The 19,099-nt window shown below is 63.5% G+C and carries 20 protein-coding genes; 7 read left to right on the top strand and 13 right to left on the bottom strand.

The window, feature by feature from the left end; translation table 11 throughout:
• Positions 1–7 precede the first annotated feature (7 nt).
• The 4 genes from AC56QQ_RS08585 to AC56QQ_RS08570 all read right to left on the bottom strand — a co-directional run bounded on the left by AC56QQ_RS08585 (position 8) and on the right by AC56QQ_RS08570 (position 5,440).
• Positions 8–1,396 (bottom strand): aldehyde dehydrogenase family protein, encoded by a 1,389-nt coding sequence (locus AC56QQ_RS08585; protein ID WP_489863149.1) that lies wholly within the window; start codon positions 1,394–1,396, stop codon positions 8–10.
• A gap of 187 nt (positions 1,397–1,583) precedes the next feature.
• The gene (locus AC56QQ_RS08580) at positions 1,584–2,954 is read right to left on the bottom strand and encodes a glutamine synthetase family protein (RefSeq protein ID WP_489863150.1); all 1,371 of its coding nucleotides are present in this window, start codon (positions 2,952–2,954) and stop codon (positions 1,584–1,586) included.
• An 86-nt stretch (positions 2,955–3,040) separates the two neighbouring features.
• Positions 3,041–4,603: an amino acid permease gene (locus AC56QQ_RS08575; RefSeq protein WP_489863151.1), complete on the bottom strand. Its 1,563-nt coding sequence runs from the start codon at positions 4,601–4,603 to the stop codon at positions 3,041–3,043.
• Between the two features lie 21 nt (positions 4,604–4,624).
• Positions 4,625–5,440 carry an N-formylglutamate amidohydrolase gene (locus tag AC56QQ_RS08570; protein ID WP_497126402.1) on the bottom strand — a complete coding sequence of 272 codons (816 nt, stop codon included), beginning with the start codon at positions 5,438–5,440 and terminating at the stop codon, positions 4,625–4,627.
• A gap of 144 nt (positions 5,441–5,584) precedes the next feature.
• Between AC56QQ_RS08570 and AC56QQ_RS08565 the strand changes: the two genes are divergently transcribed.
• A complete protein-coding gene (locus AC56QQ_RS08565) occupies positions 5,585–6,412 on the top strand; it encodes a MurR/RpiR family transcriptional regulator (protein ID WP_091578076.1) in 828 nt (275 codons plus the stop codon).
• 83 nt (positions 6,413–6,495) lie between these two features.
• Here the strand turns inward: AC56QQ_RS08565 and AC56QQ_RS08560 are convergent, their stop codons facing one another.
• The 6 genes from AC56QQ_RS08560 to AC56QQ_RS08535 form a co-directional block, all read right to left on the bottom strand.
• Positions 6,496–6,906, bottom strand: coding sequence for a GtrA family protein (locus AC56QQ_RS08560; protein WP_489863153.1), 411 nt, complete (start codon positions 6,904–6,906; stop codon positions 6,496–6,498).
• Positions 6,903–7,721: a ChbG/HpnK family deacetylase gene (locus tag AC56QQ_RS08555; RefSeq protein ID WP_497126400.1), complete on the bottom strand. Its 819-nt coding sequence runs from the start codon at positions 7,719–7,721 to the stop codon at positions 6,903–6,905. The genes AC56QQ_RS08560 and AC56QQ_RS08555 overlap by 4 nt, the downstream gene beginning before the upstream one ends.
• Positions 7,718–8,704, bottom strand: a complete 987-nt coding sequence (locus tag AC56QQ_RS08550) for a glycosyltransferase family 2 protein (protein WP_497126398.1) — start codon at positions 8,702–8,704, stop codon at positions 7,718–7,720. The genes AC56QQ_RS08555 and AC56QQ_RS08550 overlap by 4 nt, the downstream gene beginning before the upstream one ends.
• Positions 8,697–9,863, bottom strand: coding sequence for a glycosyltransferase family 87 protein (locus tag AC56QQ_RS08545; RefSeq protein WP_497126396.1), 1,167 nt, complete (start codon positions 9,861–9,863; stop codon positions 8,697–8,699). Before AC56QQ_RS08545 ends, AC56QQ_RS08550 begins: the two co-directional genes overlap by 8 nt.
• A 219-nt stretch (positions 9,864–10,082) precedes the next feature.
• Positions 10,083–11,120: a zinc-binding dehydrogenase gene (locus AC56QQ_RS08540; RefSeq protein ID WP_497126394.1), complete on the bottom strand. Its 1,038-nt coding sequence runs from the start codon at positions 11,118–11,120 to the stop codon at positions 10,083–10,085.
• A gap of 57 nt (positions 11,121–11,177) precedes the next feature.
• The gene (locus AC56QQ_RS08535) at positions 11,178–12,419 is read right to left on the bottom strand and encodes an acyl-CoA dehydrogenase family protein (protein WP_497126392.1); all 1,242 of its coding nucleotides are present in this window, start codon (positions 12,417–12,419) and stop codon (positions 11,178–11,180) included.
• A gap of 122 nt (positions 12,420–12,541) precedes the next feature.
• On the opposite strand from AC56QQ_RS08535, the gene AC56QQ_RS08530 reads away from it, so the two are divergent.
• From AC56QQ_RS08530 to AC56QQ_RS08505, 6 genes are all read left to right on the top strand, one after another.
• Positions 12,542–13,357 carry an SDR family oxidoreductase gene (locus AC56QQ_RS08530; RefSeq protein ID WP_497126390.1) on the top strand — a complete coding sequence of 272 codons (816 nt, stop codon included), beginning with the start codon at positions 12,542–12,544 and terminating at the stop codon, positions 13,355–13,357.
• Between the two features lie 39 nt (positions 13,358–13,396).
• Complete coding sequence (locus AC56QQ_RS08525) at positions 13,397–13,882, top strand: MaoC family dehydratase (protein WP_269905276.1); 486 nt, start codon at positions 13,397–13,399, stop codon at positions 13,880–13,882.
• Entirely contained in the window at positions 13,879–14,913 is a 1,035-nt protein-coding gene (locus tag AC56QQ_RS08520) for a phosphotransferase (protein WP_489863160.1), read from the top strand. The genes AC56QQ_RS08525 and AC56QQ_RS08520 overlap by 4 nt, the downstream gene beginning before the upstream one ends.
• Entirely contained in the window at positions 14,913–15,689 is a 777-nt protein-coding gene (locus AC56QQ_RS08515; RefSeq protein WP_497126388.1) for an SDR family NAD(P)-dependent oxidoreductase, read from the top strand. Before AC56QQ_RS08520 ends, AC56QQ_RS08515 begins: the two co-directional genes overlap by 1 nt.
• Before the next feature lie 92 nt (positions 15,690–15,781).
• A complete protein-coding gene (locus AC56QQ_RS08510; protein ID WP_489863162.1) occupies positions 15,782–16,426 on the top strand; it encodes a TetR/AcrR family transcriptional regulator in 645 nt (214 codons plus the stop codon).
• Between the two features lie 191 nt (positions 16,427–16,617).
• Entirely contained in the window at positions 16,618–16,866 is a 249-nt protein-coding gene (locus AC56QQ_RS08505) for a DUF680 domain-containing protein (RefSeq protein ID WP_489863163.1), read from the top strand.
• A gap of 43 nt (positions 16,867–16,909) precedes the next feature.
• Here AC56QQ_RS08505 and AC56QQ_RS08500 read toward each other — a convergent pair whose 3' ends face one another.
• The 3 genes from AC56QQ_RS08500 to AC56QQ_RS08490 all read right to left on the bottom strand — a co-directional run bounded on the left by AC56QQ_RS08500 (position 16,910) and on the right by AC56QQ_RS08490 (position 19,067).
• On the bottom strand, positions 16,910–17,959 hold the full coding sequence (locus AC56QQ_RS08500) for a Gfo/Idh/MocA family protein (protein ID WP_497126386.1): 1,050 nt from the start codon (positions 17,957–17,959) through the stop codon (positions 16,910–16,912).
• Between the two features lie 15 nt (positions 17,960–17,974).
• The gene (locus AC56QQ_RS08495) at positions 17,975–18,760 is read right to left on the bottom strand and encodes a ThuA domain-containing protein (protein WP_497126384.1); all 786 of its coding nucleotides are present in this window, start codon (positions 18,758–18,760) and stop codon (positions 17,975–17,977) included.
• A 76-nt stretch (positions 18,761–18,836) separates the two neighbouring features.
• Positions 18,837–19,067 carry a hypothetical protein gene (locus AC56QQ_RS08490; protein WP_091578079.1) on the bottom strand — a complete coding sequence of 77 codons (231 nt, stop codon included), beginning with the start codon at positions 19,065–19,067 and terminating at the stop codon, positions 18,837–18,839.
• Between the last annotated feature and the right edge of the window lie 32 nt (positions 19,068–19,099).

Below are 19,099 nucleotides of genomic sequence, written 5' to 3'. Positions count from 1 at the left end.
CAATAAATCAGATGACTTCACGCAGGTGGAATGACTTCGGCCTTGTCAGATTGTCGTACCCAATGGCCGACAGTGCCGCGCCCTTCCCGGTGTCCTTGACGCCGGTCCAGACCAATGCCGGATCGAGGTAGTCGCAGCGGTTCATGAACACCGTGCCGGTCTCAACGCGGTTGCCGATCGCCACCGCATGCTCGGTGTCGCGCGTCCAGATCGAAGCCGTCAGCCCATAGGGACTGTCGTTCATCAGCGCGATCGCCTCCTCATCATTGCGCACCTTCATGATGCCGACGATCGGGCCAAAGCTCTCCTCGCGCATGACGCTCATCTGATGATTGACTTGCGTCAGCACTTCCGGCGCCAGATAGGGCGAGCCGGCCTTGTCGTTGCCCACCTTCATGTTGATGTGCGCCTTGGCGCCCTTGCGCAGCGCCTCGGCCTTCTGCTCGCGGATCAGGTCGGCGAAGCGCGCCTGCGCCATCGGCCCCATCGTCGTCGCCTGGTCGAGCGGGTTGCCGACCACGTAGTTCTTCGCCTCGGCGATGAAGCCTTCGACGAATTCGTCATAGACCTTCTCGTGCACATAGACGCGCTCGATGCCGCAACAGCACTGGCCGGAATTGTAGAAGGCGCCGTCGACCAGGTTGGCGACGGCATGATCCATCTTGGCGTCCGGCAGCACATAGGCCGGATCCTTGCCGCCAAGCTCGAGGCCGAGCGTCATGAAGGTGCCCGCCGCCGCCTTTTCGATGGCGCGGCCGCCGGCGACCGAACCGGTGAAATTGACATGGTCGATCTTGCCCGAGCCGAGCAGCTTTTCGGTCTGGGCGTGGTTGAGGACGACATTCTGGAACACGCCCTTGGGCAGGCCGGCCTTGTCGAAGGCTTGCTGGAAACGCTCGCCGACCAGCAGCGTCTGCGCCGCATGCTTGAGGATGACCGCGTTGCCGGCCATCAGCGCCGGCACGATGGTGTTGACGGCGGTGAGGTAAGGATAGTTCCACGGCGCGATCACCATGACCACGCCGAGCGGATCTTTCTTCACATAGCGGCGGAACCCTTCCTTCGGATTGGAGGCCGGCACGGACTTGAGCGCCGCCTCGGCGATCTCGACCATGTAGTTGGTGCGTTCCTTGACGCCGCCGAACTCGCCACCGTAACGCACCGGACGCCCCATCTGCCAGGCGATCTCCGGCACGATCTCGTCGGTCATCGCGACCAGCGCCTCCAGCATGGCGAGCATGTACTTGCCGCGTTCGACGATCGGCGTCTCAGTCCATTTCTCCTGCGCCGCCTTCGCGCGCTCGACCGCGGCATTGATCGCCTGGTCAGTCGCTATCGGCCGCTCGGCATAGATCGAGCCATCGACGGGGGATTTTATTTTGACCGTTTCGGTCATTTTGTAAGTCCTCGCACTTCTGCAACAATCGACAAATCGCATGGCTTGGCGCCGCCCCTCATCCGCCTGCCGGCACCTTCTCCCGTATGTGAGGGGAGAAGGGAAACGCTCCAGCGCTGGCGTCCCCCCCCGTTCTTCACGGGGAGAGGGTAAGGGTGAGGGGCGGCGTCAACGTTCGCAGGCTACCTTAATACCGCTCGAACCCCCTGTGCAGTTCCCAATCCGTGATGCGGCGGTCGTATTCGAACTGCTCCCACTTTGCCGTGTGGACATAGTGTTCGAGCACGTCATCGCCGAGCGCCTGCTTCAGCATCTTCGACTTCGCCAGAGTCTCGGTGGCATCGCGCAGCGTCTTTGGTATCTCCGGCAGTCGTGACGCCTGATAGGCGTCGCCGACGAAAGGCTTCTGCAGCTCGAGCTTCTCGTCGATGCCGGCAAGACCTGCGGCGATCAGCGCGGCAAAGGCGAGATAGGGGTTGAGGTCGGCGCCGCCTATGCGGCATTCCATGCGGATGCCCTTGGTGCCTTCGCCGCACAGGCGGAAGCCGGCGGTGCGGTTGTCCTCGCTCCACATGATCTTGGTCGGCGCGAAAGTGCCGGCCTGGAAGCGCTTGTAGGAATTGATGTAGGGCGCCAGGAACCAGGTGAACTCCCTGGCGTACTTCAACTGCCCGGCCGCCCATTGCTGGCCGAGCGTCGACAGCGTCCAGTCGGCCTTTTTGTCGAAGAACAGCGGCGTCTTGCCGTCGGCGCTCCACAGCGAATTATGGATGTGGCTGGAATTCCCTGCGAACCCGTAATTGTACTTGGACATGAAGGAGATCGCCTTGCCCTCGGACTCGGCGATCTCCTTGGCGCCGTTCTTCAGGATGACGTGGCGATCGGCCATGTCGAGCGCCTCGGCATAGCGCACGTTGATCTCTTCCTGGCCCGGGCCCCACTCGCCCTTGGAGTTCTCGATCGGGATGCCGGCTGCTTCCATCTCGTTGCGAAGCCGGCGCATGACGCCTTCTTCCTTGGTGGTGATGCCGATCTGGTAGTCGCCGATATAGGGCGATGCAGTGTCGAGGCCCTGCCAGTGCTTCTTGCGGGCGGAATCGTAGGTTTCGTTGAACAGGTAGAATTCAAGCTCGGAAGCGAAATAGCCGATATAGCCGCGCTCCTTCAGCCGCTTGACCTGCTTCTTCAGGATGGCGCGCGGCGAATGCGGCAGGTCGTCATGGGTGTGGTGGTCGAGCACGTCGCAGATCACCAGCGCCGTCTTCTCCAGCCACGGAATGCGCCGCAATGTTGCCAGGTCCGGCTTCATGACGAAATCGCCGTAGCCCTTCGACCAGCTCGCCGCCTTGTAGCCAGGCACCGGCTCCATATCGATGTCGGCGGCCAGGAGATAGTTGCAGCCATGTGTCTCGTCATGCGCGGAATCGACGAAGTACTGCGCCAGGAAGCGTTTTCCCGCCAGCCGCCCCTGCATGTCGACGATGCAGGCCAGCACCGTGTCGATCTCGCCGCTGGAGACCGCCTTCTTCAACTGATCGAACGAGAAATTTCCGGCCATTCCTTTGGCACTCCAGCGCTTATCGTTTGAAAGGGTAAACAGAGCCATGGCCGGCACGATGCCGGCCATGACGATGATGACTGAGTTCAGTGGCCAGTCTCGCCGACCGCCAGCTCGGCAGCCGCGATGGCAGCCTGGCGCTTGGCGATCTGGTCGCCGATCGGCGGGCCCTGGAAGCGGCGATTCTCGAAACCGAACCAAAGCACGGCGGTCAACACAATGAAGCCAATGGTGATGTAAAGCACCTTGTCGTTCGGCGGCTGGATGGCGATGTAGAAGATGATCACCATGCCGACGACCGACAGGACGCAAAACAGCTTGAACAGCCCGGCGCCGAGATTCCACGGGCCTGGAGTCGGCCATTTCGCCGTTCCAAAAGCCATCATGCCGAGTACGATCGGAATGACGAACGACAGGAACAGGAACACCAGCGTCGAATTGACGACGATGGTGTAGATGTTGGTGCCGCCGACTGAAATAAACTGAGCAAGAAAGACGTAGATGATCTCGAGGATCGCGGCGGTCCAGATGGCGTTGACCGGCGTGCGCCAGGTTGGGCTGACTTTGGCGAGCGAGGCCGAACCGACCGGCATGCCACCGTCACGAGAGAAAGCAAACAACATGCGCGAGGCCGAGGTCACCGTGGCGAGGCCGCAGAGGAACTGCGAGATCAGGATTGCCAGATAGAGCAGCTCTTTCAGCCAGACCGGCAGGATTGCATCCATCGTCGAGAAGAAGACGCTCCAGCCCTGCTTGGCGCCGGCCGCTAGGTCGGGGATCGCCAGAGTGATCGCGCAGACCATCGCCCAACCGATCAGCGACGACCAGAGCACGGACGAAACGATCGCCCGCGGAACGGAATGCGCTGCCTTCAGCGTTTCTTCCGAAGTATGCGCCGACGCATCATATCCAGTGATGGTGTAGACCGGCAGCAGCAGACAGAGCAGGAACAGGTAGCTCATGGAATCCGACTGCGGGAAAACACCACCTCCGGCGTCGCCCGAGTAGTTGGTGAACGTCCACAGCCGTGTGACGTCGATTGCCGGAGCAAACACCAGGCAAGCAACGATCAACACAGCAGTTGCGCCAAGGATCAGGAAGCCGGATGCGTCGGTCAGCATGGCGGTCAGTCTGATGCCGAAGTGATTGCAGAGCGCCTGGATCACGGTGATGACGGCAACAAATCCAACGACCTCGCCCGGAGTGCCGGTAATGCCGAACCAGCTCCCGAACGTTCCAACGAAGAAGAATGCGGTACCGATGTTGATGGCACCCAGCACGGTGATCAGGCCGAGCAGATTGAGCCAGGCTGTCAGCCAGCCGGTGAAGCGATTCCCAAGGATGGATGACCAGTGGTAAAGCCCGCCAGCTGTCGGAAATGCCGAAGCGATCTGCGCCATTGCGAGGGCGAAGAACCCTGAAACAACGCAACCGACAATCCAGCCGATGCCGGCGCCGGCGCCACCGATCGAAGAGATGGCCTGGGCGAAGGAATTGATGCCGCCCGACAGGATACAGATGATAGAGAATGAGATCGCGAAATTCGAGAAGCGGCTCATGCTTCGCGACAGTTCCTGGGCGTAGCCCATGCCATGGAGAACCTTGAGGTCCTCCTTCTTGTCAACGTCTGTATAACCCGGTGCTGCCATTTTGATTTCCCCTGTTGGTTCTTAGCTGGCCGATTGAACTGACTTGCTGACTGCTGGTCGAGAGCCCTTGGCCTCCTCTGGCTCCAGATCCGAAAAAATGCCCGTGAGCAGATCCGCCCATTTCCGCTGCCCGGCTTCGCCGGCGATTTCGTCATTGCGGATTTCGATCATCGCGCACGGCAAGCCGCGCGAACGTGCGTGGCGTTCCAGCGTGAAATAGACGCGGTCGGCCGGCGAATAGGGTTCGTTGACGCCGACGGTGACGCCGGCAAGCCGCTTCAGCGCGGCAATCAGCGGTGACGCCAGCCGGCGATCATCGTCGTGGATGATGCCGATATGCCAGGGCCGGTTGCGGCCCTTGTAGACCGGTGTGAAGGAATGCACGGAAACCAGGCGGGTCTCCTGCCCGCGCCCCAGCCTGTCTTCGACAATGCGTTCGATGGCGCCATGGAACGGCTGCCATGACAGGGCAACACGCGCCGCGCGCTGCTGTTCCGACAGGCCGGTATTGCCCGGTATCGCCGTGGTCTCGCTGACCGGCGGCACCAGGTCCGGCGCGTCAAGCGGCCGGTTGCAGTCAATGACGAGACGAGAAATGCGGGTTTCGACCAGCGTCGCGTCAAGCGCCTCGGCCATGCGCAGCGCAACCGGCAGCGCGCCCGGGTCCCAGGCGATGTGGCGGGACAGGTCCTCGGCGGCGAGGCCCAACGTTCCGAATTCGGCCGGCAGGAAATTCGAGGCGTGATCGCAGGTCAGCACGAAAGGGCTCGACCCGCCCGGGTTCGTCACCCTTACGGTATCAGACGATGCAAGGCTGGCGGGCCGTGCTTTCTCCATAGTCTGCCGTCCCCGGGGAGCGCTGTATCGTATGTTACGTATTTTGCCTCATTGCGTCCCTGTGGATGATTTCATACAGTTTGCCCGGCTTTGTCAAATGCGATTTCGGAAAAGACCGTGGACCAGGCCAGGGATGGGGAAAAGATGATTTCCAGCATTGCCGAATTGATCGCCGACCGTATTGGCACGATGCCGGCCAGCGAACGGCGGGCAGCACAGACGCTGATCGCCAGCTATCCTATGATCGGCCTGAAAACGGTTGCCGAATTCTCGGCCGCGGCCGGCGTTTCCTCGCCGACGATCCTGCGCTTCGTTGCCCGGCTCGGCTTCCAGAACTATCCGGAATTCCAGTCGAGCCTGCAGGACGAACTGGCGGCGCAACTGCAATCGCCGGCGACAAGGACGCTCAACCCGCCCTCGCCCGGCGGCGGCACCGTGTCACCGATGCTGGAAGCGACGCTCGACAACATGCGCGAGACTTTCAGGCACCTGTCCGACAAGCAGCTTGCCGACATCGCGGCCCGGCTCGCTGACCGGCGCGGCAAGACCTTCCTGATCGGCGGCCGCTTCACCGATCCGCTGGCGCGTTACATGGCCGCCCACCTCGCCATCATTCAGCCTGATGTCTTTCACCTCGCGGGACAGGAAAGCATGTGGCGCGACCGGCTGATCGACATGGGCAAGCGCGACGTGCTGGTGATCTTCGACATCAGGCGCTACCAGGACAGCCTCGTCCGCTTCGCCGAGAAGGCGCATCAGCGCGGCGTGCAGATCGTGCTGTTCACCGACCAGTGGCTGTCGCCGATCGCCCGCTTTGCCCGCCATGTCATCGCAGGACGAACCGCGGTGCCTTCGGCATGGGATTCCTCCGCCGCCCTGTTCGTCGTCGCCGAAACGCTGATCGGCGCCGTCACAAGGCAACTGGAAGCAAAAGGCGCCAAGCGCATCCGCGAGATGGAAAGCCTGCGTTAGGCCGCCAACGTTACGTCGAGTCGACCTCCTCGGCCCGAGCCGCGTCACCATCCAGTTCAACGATGGCGTCGATCACGGCGCCGCTATTTCAGCAAGCGGCCCTCGATCGACCAGCGCGCGGCCAGGAAATTCAGCACCGCCGCCATAATGACACCGCCGAGCTTTGCCGGCCAAACCCCGACGATACCGGCGAACAGCGCGATCGAAAGGCTGGAGACGCCGAGCGAAATCAGCGCCCCAAGCGAAACGAAGCGAAGGAAGGCATCGCGCGGCCGGATGGCCGGATCGCGCTCGAACGACCAGAGGCCGTTCGCCACGAAAGAGAAGGTGACGGCGATGAACCAGGCGGCGATGTTGGCGGGCAGCGGCGGGACATGCAGCTTGAGCAGCACGAAGAAGCCGGCCAGGTCGATGGCCGTGTTCGCCAGTCCGACGATGGCAAAGCGAACGATCTTGCTGCCGGTCGAACGCCCGGGCCGGTCGGCATCGCTCATCCCTTGCCGCCCAAGATCTCGACGCCGGCACGGGACAGGCTTGCGCCGAATTCGTCCGAAGCCAGGAACGCGAACTCGACCTCGCGCACGCCTTGCATCGGGTCACGCGCGCGCAGCGTCGCGTCGACATGGCCAGGATGACACATGAACAGCCCTCGCTCGGGCAACGCCTCCACGGCGGCCTGCAGCACTGGAGCAAACCTCTCGGGCTGCCGCCAGTCATAGATACCGGCCAGCGGTTCGAGAATGGTGAAGCCGGCGCGCTGCATCGACCGGTTGAAGCCGGCGGCGAGCGCCGCGATCGCGGCAACTTTCGGCGCCGCGACTCCACCGGCCAGTGCCGGGGCGCCGCGCAGCGCCGGCCTGCCGGCGCCTTCGGCAAGGCGCGCGCGCAGCCATCTGCGGACGACGGGAAGGAAATGCACGTGCTGGTGCCCGTCGACGAACGCGGGCCGGCGGCCCAGCGCCTCGACGAAGCGGCCGTACTGGGCGTCGAGCTCGGCATGGATGTCGCGGTCGTCGACACGGCCGCTCAGGATCGGCAATGCCAGCGAGCGGAGCGGCGGCAACCGGCCTTCCGGCGCCAGGCTCGACTGGCCGGTGATGGCTGGCTGGTCGGTCAAGGTAAGATGCAGCCCGATCGCGGCACGGTCGCAGATCGGCTTCATGCGCGCCGCCTCCCCTTCCCATTCCGGAAAGCCGGTCATGCAACTAGTACCCGTCAAGCGACCGCGATCGAGCAGTTCGAGGATCGCTGCGGAAACCCCGGGCGCCAGGCCGTAGTCGTCGGCGATCAGGCGGATGCGCCGCGTCATGTCTCGGGAGCACCCGGCGAAAGTTTGCCGGGGGCGTCGCCGCGCACAACGTCACGCACGATGTAGACGGGCCGATCCTTGCTCTCGCTCAGCGTCACCCAGACATATTCGCCGATCAGGCCGAGCAGCGTGAGGTTGAGGCCGCCGAGCAGGACCACGGCGACCATAAGGCTGGGATAGCCGGGGACGGCGATGCCGTAGAACATCACCTCGAAGAACACCTTGGCTCCGTAAACGAGGCCCGCCAACGCCGCCAGCATTCCGCTCAGGCTGATGATGCGCAACGGTATGACGGAAAAGGACGTGAACCCTTCCAGCGAGAAGGCGATCAGGTTGAGCCGGCTCCATTTCGACGTGCCGACGGCGCGGTTCTCCGGCGAATAGGGCATGGCTTTCTGGCGGAAGCCGGCCCAGGCGAACAGGCCCTTGTTGAAGCGCCGCTTGTCACGCAGGCTCGTCAGCGCGCGCACCTCGGCACCACGCATGACGCGAAAATCTCCCGCGTTCTCGGGAATGTCGAAGCGCTGGCTGCTGTTGATCAGGCTGTAGAAAAGCCGCGCCAGCTGGCTGCGCCGCCAACTCGCCTCACGCCGGTCGTTCTGCGCGAAGACGACGTCGATGTCCGGGTTTTCCACCAGTTCGGCGATCAGTTTCAGGCTGATGTCCATCGAATGCTGGAGGTCGGCGTCCATGATCAGCACCATGTCGCCGCGCGACTGGTCGAGGCCGGCAAGCACGGCGACCTCCTTGCCGAAATTGCGACTGAGGCGGACGATCTCCCAGGACCCCGACAGCACATGGGAGAACCGTTCGGCGCCATCGTCGCGGCTGCCGTCATCGACGAGGATCTTGTGGACAGTCATGCCGAAGCGCTGTGACACCGCCGCCTCGAGCTTGTCGAGCAGCCCGGCGAAGGCCGATGCCGATTGCGCCTCGTTGAAGAACGGTGCGACGATATCGAGAGTGGGTCGCAACTCAGCCATGTGCAACGGGCCCTTCATTCGCCACCTTGTCCCGCGCCCTGGCCCAGAACCACCACATCAGCGAACAGGCGATGAAGGTGACCGTGATCGGCCGGAACCAGGGATAGAAGAAATCGTGCACGTGTCGCTCGACGCCGGTCAGTCCGGTCAGGAACAGCGCTATCGACAGCACCGAGGCCAGGACGCCGCCTTGTTCTTCGCGCCACAACAGGGCGATGGCGAGACCGGCCGGTACGGCGATCATGGCATAGGTGTTGGGCTCGACGCGCGGGTTGAAGACGCACATGTAGAAAGTGGCTGTCAGGAAGATCGCCAGCCCCGCCGTTCCCTGTTCGAGCTTGCGGTCGAACCAGATGACCGCCGAAAGCGTCAGCAGGGCCATGACCATGCGCACGATCGTGGCATCGAATTCCGGAATGGGCAGTCCTATCGCGGTGAAGGGCGCGGTGAAATCGGTGGGAACAAAGTGGCTGGTGTTGTCGACGGCCATCGAGGTCAGCATGTGGGCGAAATCACGATATTGGTCGTTTAGGTAGCCGGCGGGAGCGAAGGCGTAAGGCAGGGCGAGCACGAACAGCACCGCCAGCAGCAGCACCGGTATCAACCGGGGTCGCAGCGCTCCAGCCAGCAGCAGCATGATGATCGCGGTCGGCTTGGCGATGATGGCAAGCGAGGCCCAGAAAAACGTCTCGGCCCGCCGCCCTTCAAGTGCCGACAAAGTGAGAAGCCAGCAAGCACCGGTCAAAAGGATCGTCGCCTGGCCGTTGCGGATCGCACCGAGCGCCATCGGCAGGGCAAGGAAAAGACCGAACGAAAGCAGCCAGGTCAATTCCCCGCCGCCGAGCTTGCGCACCTGCCGCACCGCGGCGAAGGTCAGCACTGCAAAGCCGAGAACATGCCACAGCAGCCCGCCTATCTGAGGTCCCAGCTTGAACAGTGGAGCATAGAGCGCGGCAAAGGCCGGCGCGTACAGATACCCCATCTCGGACTGAATATTGTACAGCGGCCGGCCGGCCAGAAATTCCTCGCTGCCGTATCTGTAGGCCTGCAACACAGTGCGCGTGTCGGGCGACCACAGCACCAGGACAAGAACGATCAGGAACGCTCCGATCCACATGCTAAGTCCCAAACGGTCGAAAACCGGCTTGGAAATCGTCATCAAGTCACCCCACACGACCCCGCAACAGGCCCTTGCCTGCGCCGTCCGGCATTTCGATGGCGGCGGCATATCACGGACGAAGCAGCGTGGCATAGGGACTGAAAGACGCGGATATCTGTCCCGCCTGCCTGGTAGCGGCAGGACACCGGCTTTTTATCGACCATCAAGAGCGGTTTGGAAAGCTTGGCATTCGAGCTTCTGGCGTCCTTTCAGATGATGCTAAGGCCGGATGAATACCTTGCCGTTGGGCTTGGCCAGTTCGGCCGGAACCCGCGCCATCGCCTCGGAGAGCGGCACGACAGCCGTCACGTCGGTCGACCAGCGCCCATCGGAAAAACGCTTCTGCGCCTCCAGGATCGCCGGGCCGCGGCGGTCGCGGAACTGGCGCATCCACTCGCTCAGCCAGAAGCCCTCGATATGCTTGTGCTGGAAAATCAGCTGGCCGGGTTCACGGATGACTGTCGGCTCGGGATCGAGCCGCCCGTAGATGATCCAGCGCGCCCGTTTTGGCATGACGTCGAAGATGGCCGAGGCCAGCGGCCCGGTCACCGCGTCGAGGAAGATGCGCGGTTGCTCGGCTTTGATCACCTCGCGCAGCGCCGTCTTGAAATCCGGCGCCTTTTCGTTGAGGACGTGCGCCGCGCCAAGCTCTTTCAGAGCCGTGATCTGATCGTCGCGCCGCACGGTGACAACAGGCCGGAAACTCGCTTCGCTGGCCAGACCGATGATCAGCTTGCAGAGCTGGCTGGCGCCCGCGGTCATGACGAAGGCCTTTTCGCCTTCTTCCCTGACGATGTCGAACATGGCGAGCGCGGTGAGCGGATTGACGATCATAGCCGCGCCATCCTCGTCGCGCACCGTGTCGAGGAGCGGGATGCAGACCGCCGCCTCGGCGACGGCATATTCGGCCCATGAGCCCCAATTGGTGACGCCGGTGGCGAAGGCGACCCGCTTGCCGATCAGGCTTTTGGGATAAGGCTCATCACCACTGGCGACGACTGTGCCGACCCCCTCGAAGCCGGCCGGCTGTCCCTTGGCGCGTGGCTGGCCGTACTGGCCCTTGACGAACATGACATCGGACGGATTGATCGAAGCCAGGCTGACCTTGATCAGAACCTGCGTCGGCCCGGGCGTCGGCAGGGCGATACTGCCAGGCTGCAGGTAGGGTTCCATCGCCTCCAGAACGCTGCCGGTAGGGGTCCTGGTGTAGCCGTCGCCGATCAGCAGCAGCGCCTTCATTTCGGACGGGACAGTCATCGGAACGCTCCTTGGTACCGGCAGTAAGACCGCAACGCGGCCGCGCTGAGCCGCTGCTCAGACCCTTTCCTGCGTGTATTTCTTCAACTCGGTGCGCGCCACTTGCCGGCGATGCACGGCGTCGGGCCCGTCGGCCAGGCGCAATGTCCTCAAATGCGTCCACGAGCGCGCCAGCGGCGTGTCCTGGCTGATGCCTTGCGCGCCGAACATCTGCACCGCCTCGTCGGTGACCTTGAGCGCGACGCGCGGTGCCACGACCTTGATCTGGCTGATCCAGGGCGCTGCGGCACGCGCATCGCCCTGGTCGATCATCCACGCCGCCTTGAGGCAGAGCAGGCGGGCCATCTCGATCTCCATGCGGCATTCGGCGATGATGTCGAAATTGGCGCCGAGTTTCGCCAGCTTCTGGCCGAAGGCCTCGCGGCGCACGGAACGCTGGCACAGCATCTCCAGCGCCATCTCGGCCTGGCCGATGGCGCGCATGCAGTGATGGATGCGGCCGGGCCCGAGCCGGCCTTGCGCGATCTCGAAGCCCCTGCCCTCGCCGAGGATCAGGTTCGATGCCGGTACCCTGACATTGTCGAAGCGGAGGTGCATGTGGCCGTGCGGCGCGTCGTCGTCGCCATAGACCTGCATCGCCCTGACCTTGGTCACGCCTTTTGTGTCTGATGGCACCAGGACCATCGAATGGCGGCGGTGCTGCGGCTCTTCATCGCCGCCCGTCCGGACCATGACGATATAGATGGCGCAACGCGGATCGCCGGCGCCGGAGGCCCACCATTTCTCGCCGTTGAGCACATAGTCGCCACCCTGCCGCTCGCAGCGCATCGAAATGTTGGTGGCGTCGGACGAAGCGACATCCGGCTCGGTCATCAGGTAGGCCGAGCGGATCTTGCCGTCGAGCAGGGGCTCCAGCCATGCCTTTTTGAGCTCGGCGGAACCGTAACGCTCCAGCACCTCCATGTTGCCGGTGTCGGGCGCCGAGCAGTTGAAGGTCTCGGCGCCGAGATGCGCCTTGCCCATCTCCTCGGCCAGATAGGCGTATTCGACGGTGGAAAGACCGTAGCCGCGTTCCGAGCCGGTCAGCCAGAAATTCCACAGGCCGCGCTCTCTCGCGGTCTTCTTCAGCCCGTCGAGGATCTCGCTCTGGCGCGCCGTATAGACCCAGCGGTCGCCGGCCTTGCCCACCTCGCCGAGAAATTCCTTGTCGAGCGGCATGATCTCGTCGCGCACCATCGCCGCGACACGCACGTGGATCGGCTTCAGCCGCTCGGTCATGCCGAGATTCATGTCTGTCATCGGTCGCTAACCCTTCATGCACGCCGGGCACTTTACCCGTGGCAAGGATGACCGTACTTCGGATAGCCTTGTCAACGCGAACTGTTTTGCCCGCATGCCGGGGCAAGGCGCGGAGGATTGTGATGAGCTATCTGGACGAGCTGTTTTCGGTGGCCGGCAAGACCGCGCTGGTGACGGGCGCCGCGACCGGCATCGGCCGCATGGCGGCAACCGCGCTGGTCAGGGCCGGCGCCAGCGTGATGATCGCTTCGCGCAAGGGCGAGGACTGCGTCAAGGTCGCCGCCGAGTTGAACGGGATTGGCGCTTCCGGTCGGGCCGAAGGCTTCGCCGGCGATGTCTCCAGCGAGGCTGGCATCACGGCACTGGTGGCCGAGGTCAAGGCGCGGACGGCGAAACTGGACATTCTGGTCAACAATGCCGGCGTTTCCTGGGGCGCGCCGCTGGAGAGCTTCCCTTATTCGGCATGGGCCAAGGTGTTCGGCGTCAATGTCACCGCCGTCTTCCATCTGACCCGCGAATTGCTGCCGCTGCTGGAAGCCGCCGCCAGTGATGCCGATCCGGCCCGGGTCATCAATCTGGGTTCGGTGATGGGCACGCAGCCGTTGGCCGACGATGCCTATTCCTACACCGCCTCGAAGGCCGCGGTTCACCATCTGACGCGCACTCTGGCGCTCGAGTTCGCCGCCCGACGCATCACCGTCAACGCCTTTGCCCCCGGCCCCTTCCAGAGCCGCATGACGGCTTTCGCCACCGGCAGCGATGAACAGGCGAAACGTGTCGGCAGCCACGTTCCGATCGGTCGTATCGGCGCCCCGGATGACATTGCCGGCGCAACGCTCTATTTGTGCAGCCGTGCGGGCAGCTATGTCACCGGCGCCATTCTGCCGATCGACGGCGGACAGTCGGTGCAGCATGGGCTGACCTTGTTCAAGGAATGACATTTTCCGGCCGCAGAAGCCGGGAGTGAACTGGAGGACATCAGCGTGGAACCGATCAGTCTCGATGTGCTTCTGGCCAGTGTCGGCAAGGAGGTTGGCGTGTCGCCGTGGCGGGTGGTCACGCAACGCATGATCGATCAGTTCGCGGACGCCACCGACGACCATCAGTTCATCCATTGCGACCCGGAGCGGGCCATGCGGGAGACGCCCTTCGGCGGCACGATCGCGCACGGCTTCCTGTCGCTGTCGCTGTTGTCGGCAATGACCTTCGAGACCATGCCGCCGCTCGAAAACAGCAAGATGGGCGTCAACCACGGCTTCGATTCGCTGCGCTTCCTGGCACCGGTGAAGACCGGGGCGCGCATCCGCACCCGTTTCGTGCTGGCCGACGTCAAGGTCAGGCCGTCGGGCTGGGTGCAGACGGCCCATGACGTGACGATCGAGATCGAGGGCTCGAAGAAGCCGGCATTGACCGCGCGCTGGCTGACGCTGACCCTGATCGAACGCCAGCCTGAGACCGCATGAGCGATCCGAACGTTCTCGACCAGGCGGCTCTAGCGCCTTACCTTGAGGCGAACATCCCCGGCTTTTCCGGGCTTGCTGCAATCGAAAAATTCAAATCAGGCCAATCGAACCCGACCTATCTGATAACGGCGGCAAGTGGCCGCTACGTGCTGCGCGCCAAGCCGCCTGGGCAGTTGCTGAAATCGGCGCATCAGGTCGACCGCGAATTCACCGTGATGAGCGCGCTTGCCGGAACCGCCGTGCCTGTGCCGCGAATGCTGCACCTGTCGGCGGAGGACTCGCCGATCGGCCGTATGTTCTACGTGATGGATTTCCTCGACGGCCGCATCTTTTGGGATCCGGCGCTGCCGGAAGCTCGCGACAACGATGAGCGCGCCGCCATCTACGATGCCATGAACGTCACGCTCGCGGCCATGCATGATGTCGATGTCGAGGCCGTGGGACTCGGCGAATTCGGCCGGCCGGGCAATTATTTCGAGCGGCAGCTGGCGCGCTGGACCAGCCAGTACCGCGCCTCGGAGACGGGCACCGTCGCCGACATGGACCGGCTTATTTCCTGGCTGGAGAAGCACATGCCCGCCGATGACGGCCGCGTCTCGCTGGTGCATGGCGACTACCGGCTGGACAATCTGATCTTCGCCCCGGATCGGCCCCAGGTGCTGGCGGTGCTGGACTGGGAACTGTCGACTCTTGGCCACCCCTTTGCCGACATCGCCTATCAGTGCATGCAATGGCGCTTGCCGCACGCCTCGGGTTTTCGCGGCCTGGGTGGTGTCGACCGCCCCGCACTCGGCCTGCCCTCGGAAGAGGCCTACGTCGCCGCCTACTGCCGGCGGCGCGGGTTGGACGGCATCGGCAACTGGACGTTCTTCCTGGCCTTCTCCTTCTTCCGGCTGGCCGCGATCTGCCAGGGTGTCTACAAGCGGGCGCTGGACGGCAACGCCTCCAATCCTGAAAAGGCCAAGACCTATGGCGAAGCCGTGAAGCTGCTTTCGCATCTCGCTTCGAAACTGATCGACAAGGAGGCGTGATGGGCCGTTTTGACGGAGCAACCGTGCTGATCACCGGTGCCGCCGGCGGGCTCGGCCAGGGCGCCGCGAAGGGCTTTGCCACTGAGGGCGCGCGGCTGGTGCTGTCGGACATCGACGAAACGGCGTTGGCCGATCTTGCCGGGACGCTGCGGGCCGAAACGGCGATCCTGGCCGGCAACATAGCGGACGAAAGCCTGTCCGAGGATCTGGTCAGGCTGGCGGTCGAGAAATTCGGCCGGCTGGACATCGCGGTCAACAATGCCGGCATCGTCCAGAGCTTCGTGCGCCTGCCGCATGTCGCGTCGGACGAGGCCCGCCGCGTGCTGGAGATCGATCTGCTCGGCGTCTTCTATGCCATGAAGCACCAGATTCCGCAGATGGAGCGGCAGTTCAAGGCGACTGGCAAGGGTGGCGCCATCGTCAACATCGCCTCGGCCGCCGGCCTGTCCGGCGCGCCGAAACTCTCGGTCTACGCCGCCGCCAAGCACGGCGTCATCGGCCTGACCCGCTCGGCCGCGATCGAATACGCCACCAAGGGCCTGCGCATCAACGCCATCTGCCCCGCCCACACAAGGACGGCGATGGGGGACGGCTTCGTACGCCTCTCCGGCATGCCGGAGGCGGAGGCATTGGCCGAACTGACGCGTGGCGTGCCGATGAAGCGGGTGGCCGAAGTCGAGGAGATCACCACCGCCATCCTGTTCGCCGCCGACCCCGCCAATTCCTTCATGACCGGCCACGCGCTGGCCGTCGACGGCGGCATCGGCGCCATCTGACACCTGCCGTTTGGGAACCTGTCGCGCCCTTGTTCGTTTTCGTACAGCGTATATAATTTAGCCGCGCACCAACCAAACGAAGGCACGAGATCTTGCCGCCAAGCGTCCAGACACGCCGCGAGAAACAAAAAGCCGAACTGCGATCCGAACTGGTCGAGGCCGCGCACAAGCTCGTCCAGGAAGAGGGTTATGAAGGCCTGACCATCCGCAAGCTGGCCAAGCGGGTCGGATACGCGCCGATGTCGGTCTACTCCTACTTCGCCGACAAGCAGGACATCCTGTTCGCGCTGGCCGAGGATGCGTTCGAGACGCTTGCCCGGCGCATCGAGGAGCATTCGTCCGACGATCCGATCGAGGCATTGCAGGCGGTCATGACGGAATATGCCGCCTTCGGGCTCGGCAATCCCAACGAATACCGCACCGTCTTCATGACCGAAAAGACCAGGCTGCCGGAAGGCAGGAGCTACGACGACATGGAAGAAGGCAACCCGGCGATGAAAGTGCTCATCAGCCGGGTCGAGGCCTGCGTCGCCGCTGGCAAGTTGCAAGGCGATCCGCGCGCCATCGCCACCATGCTGTGGGCGGTGGGCCACGGTACGATCTCGCTGCTGATCACCTTTCCGTTCTACCCCTTTGGCGACCCGCAGGCTTTCGTGAAGCGGATGTGCGATTTCACGCTTGCCTCGCTCAGCACGCAGAACGTGCCGCCGCTGAGCGAGACACCGGTCAACTGCTGAACGCCAGCTCCTTTCGTTTCCATAGTCCTCACCATCCTCCGCAGCCAAACGGGGGGGCGAGTTTCTTGGTTAACAAAAAGTTTATCGTACGCGTACGATTCCGACTTGAACTTCGCGATCGATGGTCGTATTTGTACGCCATACCGTACATGTACGGAGGGAATTCACCCGTCGAAAAACGGAGACTGACGATGAAAAAGACACTCCTCACCCTCGCCGCCGTGCTGGCACTTTCGGGCTCGGCCTTCGCCGCCAGCGCCAGCCAGCCGGTCAAGCACGCGCCGGCCGCGACCTGCGTCGACACCAGGACCCATGTGAAGCTCGATTGCGCTTCGACCGGATCGGTCGAGAAGAAAAGCTCCACGGAAAACACCGCTGACGGCAAGGGCCCGCGGCTCGGCATCAGCATCAATCCATGGATTATGCCGAGCGCATTCTGATATCAGCTTGAAATCACTTCTGGCCGGCACGAGCCGGCCAGCTTCAGGCGACCGGGACCGGCAATTTGGCCGCTGAACTCTCGAAGGCCGCGTCGATCAGCTTCTGCATGTCGGCGGCGCGCCGGAAGGACGGATCGCCGTTCCGGCCTGCATCCAGCGCCTCGGCAAAACGCTGGGCGTTGCGCTTGACATCCGGCAGCACAAGCGTTCGCCAGCACTGCTGGTCGACATCCTTGCCCAGGCAAGCGGACAGGTGCGATGCCTTGCCGTCGGTCCCGACCTTGATGGCGCCCCTGGTGCCGTGCAGGGCCAGCGACAAATCGTTGGCGTGGCCGGTCATGTAACGGCTTGCCACGATCGTGGCGAGTGCACCGGATTTGAACCTCGCCGTCATCGCCACGCTGTCGTTGGCGTCCAGTACATAGTCGCCGATCCGCTCGCCCTCGGCCTTCGGAAACGTCACCAGATCCGCATGCAGGCTGACGATTTCCTGGGCGGCGCCATAGGTGGCGAAGTCCAGGATGTGGATGCCGACATCGCCCAGCACGCCTGTCGAACCGTGCCGGCTCGACAGGCGCCACAGCCATTTTTCCTCGACCCGCCAGTCGCCCCACGATTTGCTGACCAGCCAGCTTTGCCGGTAGCTCGCCTCGACATGGCGCAACTCGCCGATCTCACCGGCCTGCACCATGCGCCGTGCTTCCTGGATCGCCGGTGAGTTGCGATAGGTCAGGTTGACCATGTTGACGACCCCGGCCGCCTCGGCCGCTTCCGTCATATCAAGTGCATCGGCATGGTTCGGCGCCAGCGGCTTTTCGCAGAAGACATGCTTGCCGGCGGCGAGCAACGCCAGTGTCGTTGCCTTGTGCGCGCCGTCCGGCGTCGCGTTGATGGCGGCGTCGAACTCGCCCCAGCTAATCGCTGCCTCCAGGCTCTCGAAGAAATCGCCTATTCTGTTGGCGGCGGCGAACGCTGCCGCGCGGCCCGGCACCTGGTCGACGCAGGCGACGATGGCACAGCCGGGAATCTTGGCGAATTCCTCCACATGATGCCCGGCGATGCCGCCGGTGCCGAGCAGAAGCAGTCGATGCATCGGATCAGGCCCCAATCAACTCAAGCCCTTGTCGCCATCGGCATGCAGGCGCAGACCCTTCTGGACGATCTTCTCCTTGGCCGCCTCCGTCGGCACGTTGGGCGCTTTGGTGATGCCGGACCATGCCGGCGCCGGGTTGTGCGCCCAGCGCACGGCGTTGCGCAGCACCTGCTGCACGCCCTCATTGTGATAGATCGGGTAGGTCTCGTGGCCGGGCGAGAAGTAGAAGATCCTGCCGGCGCCGCGCTGATAGGTCAGCCCGGATCGGAACACCTCGCCGCCTTCGTACCAGGAGACGAACACCGTCTCGAGCGGCTCCGGCACCGCGAACGGCTCGCCATACATCTCCGTCTCGCCGATCTCCAGGCATTCGCCGATGCCTTGAGCGATCGGGTGGCCGCGGTTGATCGCCCAGACACGCTCGCGCTCGCCCGCCTCGCGCCATTTCAGCGAACAGGGCGTGCCCATCAGCCGCTTGAATATCTTCGAGTAGTGGCCGGAATGGAGCACGATCAGCCCCATGCCTTCCCAGACCCGCTTCTGCACACGCTCGACGATCTCGTCCTTGACCTCGCCATGCGCCGCATGACCCCACCACAGCAGGACATCGGTGGCGGCCAGGCGCTTCTCGCTCAAGCCATGTTCGGGTTCCTGCAAGGTGGCTGTGGTCGCCTCGATGCCCTTGTCCTGGTTGAGCGCGACGGCAATGGTGCCATGCATGCCCAAGGGATAGAGGTCGCGCACGGCGGCATTGGTTTGCTCATGGACATTTTCGCCCCAAACAACGGCTTTTGTCGGCATTTTCGTCTCCCAAAGCGCTTTAAATAGCATGCCCCATGGGATTGAGAAGGTCCGATCCGGCCTTGTCCGACGAAAATTAAGTCTTGCGCTTCTTGCGCCCGGCCACTGTCTTGGCCTTGCCCGGTTTCGCCGGTGCGCCGGGAATGGCCGTTCCCGTGATCGATATCGGATCGCTGGCCGGGAACGTGTCCTCGAGCCCCTCCTCGAGTTCCTGTTCGGCACTCGGCTCTTCGTGTTGCTCATGCTCCAGGGAGCGAACGGCCGGCGACTTCTTGGCCTGTGATCTTGGCGTGGAATTCGACGGCATCGGCATTCTCCCTCGGCGTGCGAATGCAGAAC

This window comes from Mesorhizobium sp. RCAM 05099, from assembly GCF_059683685.1.
This window is presented reverse-complemented; position numbering and strand designations above follow the sequence as displayed.

Bases quoted from the DNA above. Each gene is read 5' to 3' on its own strand.
- AC56QQ_RS08530 (WP_497126390.1), top strand. From the start codon at position 12,542: ATGAGCTATCTGGACGAGCTGTTTTCGGTGGCCGGCAAGACCGCGCTG.
- AC56QQ_RS08515 (WP_497126388.1), top strand. From the start codon at position 14,913: ATGGGCCGTTTTGACGGAGCAACCGTGCTGATCACCGGTGCCGCCGGC.
- AC56QQ_RS08555 (WP_497126400.1), bottom strand. From the start codon at position 7,721: ATGACGCGGCGCATCCGCCTGATCGCCGACGACTACGGCCTGGCGCCC.
- AC56QQ_RS08545 (WP_497126396.1), bottom strand. From the start codon at position 9,863: ATGACGATTTCCAAGCCGGTTTTCGACCGTTTGGGACTTAGCATGTGG.
- AC56QQ_RS08570 (WP_497126402.1), bottom strand. From the start codon at position 5,440: ATGGAGAAAGCACGGCCCGCCAGCCTTGCATCGTCTGATACCGTAAGG.
- AC56QQ_RS08495 (WP_497126384.1), bottom strand. From the start codon at position 18,760: ATGCCGACAAAAGCCGTTGTTTGGGGCGAAAATGTCCATGAGCAAACC.
- AC56QQ_RS08540 (WP_497126394.1), bottom strand. From the start codon at position 11,120: ATGACTGTCCCGTCCGAAATGAAGGCGCTGCTGCTGATCGGCGACGGC.
- AC56QQ_RS08520 (WP_489863160.1), top strand. From the start codon at position 13,879: ATGAGCGATCCGAACGTTCTCGACCAGGCGGCTCTAGCGCCTTACCTT.
- AC56QQ_RS08505 (WP_489863163.1), top strand. From the start codon at position 16,618: ATGAAAAAGACACTCCTCACCCTCGCCGCCGTGCTGGCACTTTCGGGC.
- AC56QQ_RS08585 (WP_489863149.1), bottom strand. From the start codon at position 1,396: ATGACCGAAACGGTCAAAATAAAATCCCCCGTCGATGGCTCGATCTAT.
- AC56QQ_RS08580 (WP_489863150.1), bottom strand. From the start codon at position 2,954: ATGGCCGGAAATTTCTCGTTCGATCAGTTGAAGAAGGCGGTCTCCAGC.
- AC56QQ_RS08565 (WP_091578076.1), top strand. From the start codon at position 5,585: ATGATTTCCAGCATTGCCGAATTGATCGCCGACCGTATTGGCACGATG.
- AC56QQ_RS08550 (WP_497126398.1), bottom strand. From the start codon at position 8,704: ATGGCTGAGTTGCGACCCACTCTCGATATCGTCGCACCGTTCTTCAAC.
- AC56QQ_RS08490 (WP_091578079.1), bottom strand. From the start codon at position 19,067: ATGCCGTCGAATTCCACGCCAAGATCACAGGCCAAGAAGTCGCCGGCC.
- AC56QQ_RS08575 (WP_489863151.1), bottom strand. From the start codon at position 4,603: ATGGCAGCACCGGGTTATACAGACGTTGACAAGAAGGAGGACCTCAAG.
- AC56QQ_RS08500 (WP_497126386.1), bottom strand. From the start codon at position 17,959: ATGCATCGACTGCTTCTGCTCGGCACCGGCGGCATCGCCGGGCATCAT.
- AC56QQ_RS08535 (WP_497126392.1), bottom strand. From the start codon at position 12,419: ATGACAGACATGAATCTCGGCATGACCGAGCGGCTGAAGCCGATCCAC.
- AC56QQ_RS08560 (WP_489863153.1), bottom strand. From the start codon at position 6,906: ATGAGCGATGCCGACCGGCCCGGGCGTTCGACCGGCAGCAAGATCGTT.